This window comes from Streptomyces sp. NPDC047982, assembly GCF_043204165.1.
Taxonomy (GTDB): Bacteria; Actinomycetota; Actinomycetes; order Streptomycetales; family Streptomycetaceae; genus Streptomyces.
In genome coordinates this window covers 1-9,055 of the sequence record NZ_JBIDBS010000050.1, presented here as the reverse complement: position 1 = coordinate 9,055, position 9,055 = coordinate 1, and the positions used below count along the sequence as shown (strand labels likewise).

The following is a 9,055-nucleotide window of genomic DNA, read 5'->3' as shown; positions in this document are numbered from 1 at the left end:
GCGGTGGAGTTCACCAGCCCCGGCGCCGCGGCCTCTTCCCAGCTGAGGTGGCGGGGCTTCGGCATGAGCTGGTTGGACTTGACCAGCGCGATCTCCGCGAGGCCGCCGAAGTTGGTCTCGAAGCCCCAGATGCGCTGCTCAGGGTCGAGCATCGTGTCGTTGTGGCCGTCCGAGGACTCCAGTTCGACGGAGAGGCAGTGTGCAACGACCTCGTCGCCGGGCTTCCAGGCGTTCACCCCCGGGCCGGTGCGCAGGACCACGCCCGCGAGGTCGGACCCGATCACGTGGTACGGCAGGTCGTGACGCCGGGTGAGCTCGCTGAGCTTGCCGTACCGCTCCAGGAAGCCGAACGTGGGCAGCGGCTCGAAGATCGAGGTCCAGACCGAGTTGTAGTTGACCGAGCTGGCCATGACGGCCACCAGGGCCTCGCCCGGGCCGAGTTCGGGCACCGGCACCTCGTCCAGGTGCAGGGACTTGCGGGGGTCCTTGTCGCGGGTCTGAAGACCTTCGAACATGCCGGTCTCGTCCTTGTGCACGGTGATCGCGCGGTACGAGTCGGGCAGGGGAAGTGCGGCGAAGTCGGCGGGAGTGGAGTCCGGCGACTGGATCGCGTCCAGAATCTCCTTCACGGTGTGGCCACTCGGCTCTGATGCGCTCGTGCTCCACAGGTTCCGGCCCTGCTCGCTGTACCAATTGGGAAGGATTGACATAGGTGTACCTCCGATCTCTCGTCATGAGAGGGGAATGAACGTCTCGAGACGGCCTACGAGGAAAGACCGATCTTGAGCTTCCGTCGCGGCAGGTATGACATGGCGAAGGGCGAAAGGCATTCGGGGACACCGGCGAGGCCCGCGTCGGGGACCGGTTGGCCCCAGCCAGGGCACACGGCATTGCCCCGGATGCCTTGCCGTGCCCATCCCGCCGCCGGACTGCGCGTGAGAGAAAGTTGTCCGGCCTGGGAAGCGGCCTGGGCATCCCAGAGCGGAGGGCGGGTCAGCCCGCCCACCGACGATTGCAGGATCAAGCTGGGCCGGGTGGAGCGGGCGAGGTGGGGACGGGCAGCACCGCACCGGCCGGCCATGGCGCCAGGTTGACGCTCATCACGTGATCCCAGTCGGCCTGGCTGCTCAGCTCCAACGGCACCAGTACGGGTGTGCCATCGTCGTGCAGGGGCAGCAGCCCCGCACTACGCACGACAACGTCCAGACCGCCCAGAGCGGCAGACGCCCGTTCCACGACATCGCCGACCACCACGGCGACCCTGCGGCCGAACGCCTCGACATCGTGGGCGGTGTCTTTGAGATTCTCGGCGGTGCGGTGCCGACAGAGCCGGATCGGCTCCGTCCTCGGCCAAAGCAAGCGCGACCGCACGGCCGATGCCGCGGGATGCGCCAGTCACCAGTGCCCGGGCTCCGTCGATCCGGACGACGTCAAGAACGCTCATCACAGCTCCAGTGGTGTTGCGGTGCAGTACCTGCTCACGTGATCCCAGGCGGCGTTCACGGGGGGCGCTCGGGTCAGCCAGGGCGGGTGCGACGGTGGCCGTGGTCATCAGCCCGTCCTGCACCGGGGTCCGGGGCAGGTAGCGGCCAGAACGAACACAGCGGGTTGTGCCTGTCGTTGAAGACGACAACCAGTACACCGCGCGGATTTCCCGACGGACAGACGGTCGAGGCGGTGAATGCGCTGCAACCGCTGCACCATTGCGCACTTGTGAATTCCCGGCAAGAGTGGGCCGGTTGACCGGAGCCAGAGAGGGAAGACGTGCCGAAAACACCCAATACCCGCCTGCGAACGCTGCTTGCGGAGGCCGACTGGAGCGGCGCACAGCTCGCTGCGGCCTTGCGGCAGGTGGCTGCCGAGCACGGACGCCAGCTGGCCTGCGACCGCTCCATGGTCTCGCGCTGGCTGTCCGGCACCACACCCCGGCCGCCGGTGCCGCAGCTGCTGTTGGAGGCGCTCTCCCGGCGCCTCGGGCGGCCCGTGGATGCCGTGGAGGCGGGCCTGAGCCGCCCCCCGTGCACCGTCCTCGATCTGTCCTGGGAGGCTGACCCGTTGCGCCGATTAACTGCACTCACCCGCGCTCACCTCGACCCCGAACGCCGCCGCCTGCTGCACGCCGGGGTGTACAGCCTGGCCATGCTGGCCAATCCCGTCGCGTGGTCGCCCGACGCCAAACCACCTGCCGGCTCGGCACCGGATTCAGATGGTGCGAGAGGCCGGCCAGGGCGGGGGGAGGTCGAGCAGATGCAGACCATGGCGCGCGTCTTCGCCGAGGCCGCCCAGCTCCACGGCTCCGGTCATGTCCGCACCGCGCTGGCCGCCTATCTCGGCCATGATGTGGCCGGCTACCTGCAGGCCCCCGCCGCCGAGCACACACACCGGCAGCTGCTCACAGGGGCCGCCCAGCTGATCACGCTGCTCGGGACCATGAGCGCCGACAGTGGAGCCGACGCCCTGGCCCAGCGCTACCACCACACCGCCGCCCGCCTCGCCGCCGATGCCGGTGACCGGGCAGTCTTCGCGATCACGTTACGGGCCATGGCCACCCACGCCCACGATCTGGGCCACCGCACCCCCGCGGTGATGAACCTCGCCGGGCGCGCCGCCGACGCCGCCCGCAACGCTCCGCGCATCGTCCGCGCCTACACCCAGGCCCACCTCGCCGTCACCGCCGCACCCGAGGACCGGCACACCGCCCTGACCGCGCTCCGCCAGGCCGAGCAACTCCACCAGCAGGCCGATTCCGCTCCCGGCCCGTTCACCGCCTATCCGCTGGCGGCCCTGCACTACCAGCGTGCCCAGACCCTGGCCGCCCTCGGCGAGCGGTCCCAAGCGATCGGCGCCTACACCGCCTCACTGCGCCTGCGCACTGCCACAGAACGCCACGCCCGCACCCTCACCCACGCCCACCTCGCCGAAACCCTCCTCGCCCACGGCCACCTCGACGCCGCCCTCACCCATTGGACACACTTCCTAGACAACTACCCCCACCTCAGCTCCGTCCGTGCAGCCCGCCGCCTGGACGTGATGCGCCGACACCTCGTGCCCCACCACCGTCACCGGCCTGCAGCAGCCCTCCTGGACCGCGCTGCACCCCTGCGCTGAATTGGCTATGACGGCGGCGACATCAAACGGATCCTGCATGATCAAATACATGCCAGCGGACCAGCCGGGTTCGACCGATCCAGGGACATATTCACCCGTATGCCACTCCGTGCCCCGGGTTCATCACCCGCAGGCGCCGGTGCCCGAGCCGGGGCACCCGGTCCGGGCGCCCCGCCGGTCCAGTGGATCCGCAGCGGCGGCTGCCCGCTGCCGGTCTGCGCGCTCGCGGATCTGCTGGATCGGACCTCCGTGGTCAACGAACAGACGCGAGCGCGTGACGTCCCCCGTCAGCAGCGTCGCCGCCGCGCCGTCCCTCCCGCGTTGTGGTCCGGGCAGTTGATGACGGGGCTCGATGAGCTGCTGCGTGGCGGATCCGTGGTCTGTGAGCCCGCTGGTGGTGGCCCTGAGCGTGGACGGGCAGCAAGGATCGGTGTGCTGGGAAGGGAGTGGGCACGGTGGGTGGTCGTGGTGAGCTCGATTCGAGCAGCGCGGGGAGCGTGAGCGGCATGAGGCCGATCTCGCCGATGCACTCGACCAGGTGTTGCGCGGCCACGCCGGGTCCGTGCCCCGGCTGCTGGGGCGGGGCCGGGCACGCCCGCCCGATGGCCGCCGCTTCCTTGGTGAACACGGCCGGTCCGTACCTGCGCGCGGCCGGGACCGATCAGACGGTGCGGGGGCATGCGGGCCGCGGTCGCGGACTTCGGGTACCTGACCGGATGGATGTCCATGGACGAGAACGAGCAGGGCCTCGGGCAGAAGTACCTGCGTGTCTTGAACTCGCCGGGGCCGCCGACGACCACGTCACCTACTGCCGCACGCTGACCGGTGGTGCGCCCGCCCGAGCGGCCCAACGGCCTCCCCGCCCAGGGCCGTACGGCATGACGGCGCCCCGGGCTATGGGGCTCGGGACGGCGGGCAGGGTCTTCGACACGTACACAGGGATCCGGGACATGGTGAACGAGTCGCCTTCAGCCGTACGGGCGGCAAGCCATCGCGGCCGCATGGCTCTCGTGACTCCGCTTCCTGCTGGCCCACACGATCAGCGCGGCCTTCACCTTCACTCTGGTCGCGCTCGCCGACGGCTCGGACAAGCACGCACCACTGTTGGTGTGGCTCAACCCGCTGCCCAAGATCCTGATCTGCTCGCTGATCCGTCCCGGATGCTGCACTACCTGCGCGTCGCGTGCATCTCCTGGAACAACTCGAACTCGCCGTCGGGGGTGGCGCTGAACCCCTGCCAGCGGAACGAGGTCGCCGTGACGTCGGTGAACGTCCACCGCGAGCGCCTGCCCTCGGAGTCGGTACCCTCCTGGATCATCCCACCAGCACCGTCAGACCGACCGATCTGGGAAAAGTACGACGGAAGCTTCGGTGAGATCCACGTAATCTGCCACAGCCCGGTCGTGATGTCGTACATGCGAATGGTGGTGCCGGGGTACCGATCGTGGAACTCCGGACAGAAGAGCACGTCCTGCACCACCCGGCCGCCCAAGGCCCAGCCGAAACGCCACTCGCCCGCCGCGGTATGCCACTGCCCATCGGGAAACCGGTATCGGTTGCTGATGTCCCAGGTTCCGACCAGCCTGCCGTAGAGCATCATCGCCTCGGCATGGTCCGGATCCGGGCCGTCGGCCGAGAGCAGCTCCAGCATCGAGTCACGAGACGACACAGTCATCAGTGCCTGAAACCTCCTGCCGGTGAAAATCGGTGACCGGCCAGAGGATAGCCCTCCCCGTGGCCGCAGACCCAGGCCGCCCCCGACCGGCGCTGACACACTCGGCACCGTTGTGATCACCGAGTACCGACGGAGGACGCATGGAACCAACCAGTGCCCAGCCGATCCCCTTGCCGGAGAGCCACATGGCCTTATCCACGGCCGCCGCACCCTGGTGCAGGGAGTCCGCGACGACCTCCAGGAGAGCATCGCGCTCGTCGACCTCAACCCGGGCCATGAGGCTGAGCGCGATGCCGAGACGGATGCCCGCGCTGGTGTCGTCAAGGCGAAGGCGCAGCCATTCTGAGACAGCCGACCTGGCGCCTCGCCCCACCCAAGTACCCGGCCATAGCCAGCATTTATTGATCGTTGATCACATATGACGTCATCGTCCGCCGGGGCCGGAGAGGGGCCCATGGGCGGAGATGCTGTTGCCGAAGCCTCGAAGCCTCCCCAGAGCCCGGAGGAGTCCTACCGGGCCTTCGCCCGGGCGCTGTACGCGGGGACGGCCCGGCCGTGTGCCGGCTGGCCGATTCCACTCCCTCGGCGCAAGCTCGGCTCGTGCGATCGTTCTACAGGGCGCTTGACTGAGAGATGAGGGGAGATCGCCGCTCTGCGAGGACACCGTCTCCTATTACGTGCAAGAGACGAAGCTCACCCCGATTCCAGAAGGCACGGACATCCCGATCTACGGGAAGGTGGAGCGCACCGACGGCAAGGCCAACCTGGGCGGCTGTTACGAGAAGCCCGACGGAGATTACGACAGGAACCTGGGCGGCTTCGAGTGGAAGAAGGAGCCGAGTGGCTGGGTCATCGAATGGATGGATTTCACGACGGGCTGCGGCGGCTGATCCACCCCGGTGCACATCCGGGGCACCACCCGCGACCCCACTGGTGACGCGAGACCTGTGTCGGCGCGGAACGGCCCGCGTTTGCGCACGTACATGATCGTCGGGCTGACCGGGATACGGGTTCGCCTGGCCGATGTCCACGGCACGGGCATGCTCATCGATCAGGTCCATCTCCAGGCGGCCGAGGACTTCGCTGTCCTGGGCGCCGGCGAGCGGGCCGTGCTGGGCTCGGCCGCGCTGCTGGACCACCTGCCCGAAAAGCCCCGGCGGACCGGCGGCCGGCTCATGCAATCGTACGGGCGGCTTTCGATGGGCCGGTGCACAGTCGGCTGAGCAGGGGGTCGAGCGATTGAGCCATCGGACATCGAGCGATCGGGCGAGAACGGAAGTGCGGTGTGAGCGAGGCTGGGGGCAGGACGGGTCGTCCGTGCCGGAAGAGGAGTGGGAGCGGTTCCTCCGTGAATCGGTGACGGGTGCGGCCGGGGCCCCCGTGGAGCCGTCGACGCGAGCCCGTGAGGCCGAGCGGCGGCTGCGGGAGCGCTCCCGGCAGCCGGAGGGCTGGCGGACGTACTTCGTGCCGCCCTTCGGCGCGGCCGACGAGCAGCCGGCCGACGGCGCTCACCGGGTCGATCCGTACGACCGCAGCAAGTCGATCGACACGGGCAACGGCACAACGGCCACGGGAGACGACTGCGCGACCGCCACCCGCCCCAGGGACTGTCCCGACTCCGGATCCGAACCCTCGAAACGTCCGGAAGGGCGGGAGCGGCGGCCGTTTCCGCCACCGCGGAAGTGGATTGCCCTGATCACATGATGTCGTCCGGGGTGAGGTCGGGGCGCAGGCGGTACCAGGCGGGTTGGCGTAGGAGTCCGGCGCGGGTGCGGGTCGTGTAGCGGACTTCGCCGACGAGTCGGGGACGTACCCATCGTGCTCCGGTCACTGCGGGCACGTTGTCGAAGGGGCAGTGGTCGGTGGTGTGTTCCTGGAGGAGGTGTGCGAAGGCTGTGCGTTCCCGGTCGCTCCATCCGGTGCCGACGCTGCCCACGTACCGCAGGTGCCCGTGTCGGGGCTGGCCGACGAGGAGGGCGCCGGGCAGGCCGGTGAGTCGGCCGCGGCCGGGTACCCATCCGCCGACGACCACGTCCGCGGTCCTCACGTTGCGGATCTTGATCCAGGAGCGGGAGCGGACACCCGGCTCATAGCGGGAGGTGAGCCGTTTCGCGATCAGCCCTTCCAGGCCCGCGGACCGGGTCATCTCCAGGGCCTGCGCCCCGTGCCCGGTGACGGCCGACGGCGTCGACCAGTACGGCCCCTGCACGCCGAGGCCCTCCAGCACGTTCCGGCGCTCGGTGTACGGCGTGCGCACCAGGGAGTCCTGCCCCAGGTGGACGACGTCGAACAGGACCAGATGAACAGGCACCGTCGCCGCCATGCGGGCCGCTTTCGCGGGGGACCCGGTCAGGCCCATCCGGGACTGGAGCCGCTCGAAGTCGCTGCGCCCTTCGGGATCGAGGACCACGATCTCCCCGTCCAGGACCGCGGGCCGGCCGAGTGCTGGGCCGAGTCCGGCGAGTTCGGGGTAGGCAGCAGTGATGTCCGTCCCGGACCGGGCCCGCAGGAGCACGGTCCCGTCACCGGGCAGGTAGACCATGGCCCGCTGCCCGTCCTGCTTCACCTCGAACGCCCACTGCTCGTCGGCGGTTGGCAGCGGGCCGGGGGTGGCGAGCATCGGTGCGACCCGGGGCAGCACGACCACGGCGAAGGAGCCCCGGTCAGGAAGCGCCGCGCTTGTTCGCGCCGTCTTGCGGGCGGCGGTCTTCTTCGCCGCGGTCTTCGTGGCCGGAGCCGCCGTCGTCCCCGTCTTCTTACCGGGCCGCATCTCGTGCACCGTCGCGTCCTGGTCGGCCTGCTCGCCACGCGCTTGCCTGGCCGCCGTCACGGACGCGTTCAGGGCGGCCGGCCTTCCTCGTACGGACCCGGCCCATGTCCTCCAGGTGGACCTGGTAAAAGCGGATCGAGTGGTCCTCGGTCGCGGAGACGACCTTCACCGGCATCGTGACCAGGCCAAACGAAATGGCACCGGTCCATACGGGCCTCGGCATGCCGACCTCCAGCCCCCCACACCTCCTACCCCGATCCTGGTCCAGGACCGGACCGCACGCATCTGGGTCAGCCGGCCGCGCCGACCCCGCGGCGGCCGTCGGGAACAATGGCTCGTCGCCCGGACCGGCGCCGGGCCGGCCTGGACGAGACGGACGGAGCCGGCCCGCCGGGGGTGAGCCGTACGCGCGGCCGTGAACGAGGCCAGGGCGCGGGACTCCCCACCACGGCGGCGCCGGGAATCGCGCGCGGCATCATCCGGCTCGCGGTGAACGTCACCCGGATCCCGACCAGGAGGACACCGCCGACGCCCTGGAGGAGATAGGCAACGAGCACGTGGTGCCGGCTCACGCGGCGCATTCCGCACCCGTGCTCACCGGTGGCCGCACTGCCGTGCGGACGGGCGAGCACCCGGGGCGGGCGGTGGGAGCCCGACGGCTGGAAACTGGGCACGCCGGAAACCGGACACAGGTGCTTCCGGCTCGTCGCCGGCCGGGACGGCCGGGGCCGACGGTGTCCTGCTCAGCCTGGCTGCACGACGGTGGTGATCTTCCCGGTCCCGAGGTCGTACGCGTAGCCGCCGATCTTGATGTTGCCGATGGCCGGCGCGAGCTCGGGTGCCGCGCGCAGCTTGGCGATGTCCTTCCGGACCGTCTTGGACGGCTCCAGGACGGCCATCTCCGATGAGGTCTGTTCGTCCCAGCCGCCGCGGGCGGCGTAGCCGGCGCGTAGATCGTCGTCGGCGAGAAATCCCGAGCCGCAGTCGGTGTGGTGGATGACGGCGATCTCGAACCAGTCCGCGTCGGGAGTCTTGTTCTCGTGCAGATGCACGATCCAGGCGAGGTCCTTGATGATCGCCGGCGTCACGCGGCCGCCGACGTTACGTGCGGTGATCGCTTCTCCGAGCCGGACACCCAGCACAGCCGCGGGCTCCACGCGCGGATCGATGCAGATGATCAGGTACAGCTGCTTGAAGGGGATGAACGGGATCCGGGGGACGTCGGCCTGGGCACCGGAGGCCGCGAAAGCTTGGTTGCGCTCCAGGTACGGGGTGAAGTTCGACATGGCTGATCCCTTCAGGAAGCGGTGGCAGCCTGCGGCTGTGAGACCGGCACGGTATTGCGTGCTGTCGATATCCGCAGGGCGCGAGTCGGCCCGGTCGGCCATGAACCGCACGGCAGCAAGCCGTCCTAGGTGTTCTGTCCCGGGAGGTTGTGGACGGGTGAGCCAGATCTCGGCTGAGGGATCTTGAACGGGTGAGGGCCTTCCGGTTTGGTGTGG

Annotated in this window: 12 protein-coding genes and 1 pseudogene; 6 read left to right on the top strand and 7 right to left on the bottom strand. The window is 69.6% G+C overall.

The window, feature by feature from the left end:
• The 3 genes from ACGF2V_RS30950 to ACGF2V_RS30940 form a co-directional block, all read right to left on the bottom strand.
• A partial coding sequence (locus ACGF2V_RS30950; RefSeq protein ID WP_362711189.1) for an alcohol dehydrogenase catalytic domain-containing protein occupies window positions 1-629 on the bottom strand: 629 nt, incomplete at its 3' end.
• Between the two features lie 134 nt (window positions 630-763).
• Window positions 764-1,081 (bottom strand): SDR family oxidoreductase, encoded by a 318-nt coding sequence (locus tag ACGF2V_RS30945; RefSeq protein ID WP_362628670.1) that lies wholly within the window; start codon window positions 1,079-1,081, stop codon window positions 764-766.
• Window positions 1,021-1,359 carry a hypothetical protein gene (locus ACGF2V_RS30940; protein ID WP_362628739.1) on the bottom strand — a complete coding sequence of 113 codons (339 nt, stop codon included), beginning with the start codon at window positions 1,357-1,359 and terminating at the stop codon, window positions 1,021-1,023. The genes ACGF2V_RS30945 and ACGF2V_RS30940 overlap by 61 nt, the downstream gene beginning before the upstream one ends.
• A gap of 405 nt (window positions 1,360-1,764) precedes the next feature.
• Between ACGF2V_RS30940 and ACGF2V_RS30935 the strand changes: the two genes are divergently transcribed.
• Window positions 1,765-3,108 (top strand): hypothetical protein, encoded by a 1,344-nt coding sequence (locus tag ACGF2V_RS30935; RefSeq protein WP_362711185.1) that lies wholly within the window; start codon window positions 1,765-1,767, stop codon window positions 3,106-3,108.
• A 678-nt stretch (window positions 3,109-3,786) separates the two neighbouring features.
• Window positions 3,787-3,930 carry a hypothetical protein gene (locus ACGF2V_RS30930; RefSeq protein WP_362711183.1) on the top strand — a complete coding sequence of 48 codons (144 nt, stop codon included), beginning with the start codon at window positions 3,787-3,789 and terminating at the stop codon, window positions 3,928-3,930.
• A gap of 346 nt (window positions 3,931-4,276) precedes the next feature.
• Here ACGF2V_RS30930 and ACGF2V_RS30925 read toward each other — a convergent pair whose 3' ends face one another.
• On the bottom strand, window positions 4,277-4,759 hold the full coding sequence (locus ACGF2V_RS30925) for a hypothetical protein (protein ID WP_362628676.1): 483 nt from the start codon (window positions 4,757-4,759) through the stop codon (window positions 4,277-4,279).
• Window positions 4,760-4,895: 136 nt separating this feature from the next.
• On the opposite strand from ACGF2V_RS30925, the gene ACGF2V_RS30920 reads away from it, so the two are divergent.
• The 4 genes from ACGF2V_RS30920 to ACGF2V_RS30905 all read left to right on the top strand — a co-directional run bounded on the left by ACGF2V_RS30920 (window position 4,896) and on the right by ACGF2V_RS30905 (window position 6,487).
• A complete protein-coding gene (locus ACGF2V_RS30920) occupies window positions 4,896-5,129 on the top strand; it encodes a hypothetical protein (RefSeq protein ID WP_362628679.1) in 234 nt (77 codons plus the stop codon).
• 331 nt (window positions 5,130-5,460) lie between these two features.
• Entirely contained in the window at window positions 5,461-5,673 is a 213-nt protein-coding gene (locus ACGF2V_RS30915; protein WP_362711181.1) for a hypothetical protein, read from the top strand.
• An 81-nt stretch (window positions 5,674-5,754) separates the two neighbouring features.
• Window positions 5,755-6,006: a hypothetical protein gene (locus ACGF2V_RS30910; protein WP_362711179.1), complete on the top strand. Its 252-nt coding sequence runs from the start codon at window positions 5,755-5,757 to the stop codon at window positions 6,004-6,006.
• A 94-nt stretch (window positions 6,007-6,100) separates the two neighbouring features.
• Entirely contained in the window at window positions 6,101-6,487 is a 387-nt protein-coding gene (locus ACGF2V_RS30905) for a hypothetical protein (RefSeq protein ID WP_362711191.1), read from the top strand.
• Here the strand turns inward: ACGF2V_RS30905 and ligD are convergent.
• The 3 genes and pseudogenes from ligD to ACGF2V_RS30890 form a co-directional block, all read right to left on the bottom strand.
• Window positions 6,480-7,403, bottom strand: a complete 924-nt coding sequence (ligD, locus tag ACGF2V_RS30900; RefSeq protein WP_392913743.1) for a non-homologous end-joining DNA ligase — start codon at window positions 7,401-7,403, stop codon at window positions 6,480-6,482. The genes ACGF2V_RS30905 and ligD overlap by 8 nt on opposite strands.
• 232 nt (window positions 7,404-7,635) lie before the next feature.
• Window positions 7,636-7,776: pseudogene (locus ACGF2V_RS30895) on the bottom strand (Ku protein); the annotation flags it as partial.
• A gap of 520 nt (window positions 7,777-8,296) precedes the next feature.
• Window positions 8,297-8,941, bottom strand: a complete 645-nt coding sequence (locus ACGF2V_RS30890) for a carbonic anhydrase (RefSeq protein ID WP_362628686.1) — start codon at window positions 8,939-8,941, stop codon at window positions 8,297-8,299.
• Window positions 8,942-9,055: the final 114 nt, after the last annotated feature.

Coding starts and splice junctions, on each gene's coding strand:
- ACGF2V_RS30925 (WP_362628676.1), bottom strand. CDS start 4,759: ATGCTGGAGCTGCTCTCGGCCGACGGCCCGGATCCGGACCATGCCGAG.
- ligD (WP_392913743.1), bottom strand. CDS start 7,403: ATGCTCGCCACCCCCGGCCCGCTGCCAACCGCCGACGAGCAGTGGGCG.
- ACGF2V_RS30890 (WP_362628686.1), bottom strand. CDS start 8,941: ATGGCCGACCGGGCCGACTCGCGCCCTGCGGATATCGACAGCACGCAA.
- ACGF2V_RS30930 (WP_362711183.1), top strand. CDS start 3,787: ATGCGGGCCGCGGTCGCGGACTTCGGGTACCTGACCGGATGGATGTCC.
- ACGF2V_RS30945 (WP_362628670.1), bottom strand. CDS start 1,081: ATGGCCGGCCGGTGCGGTGCTGCCCGTCCCCACCTCGCCCGCTCCACC.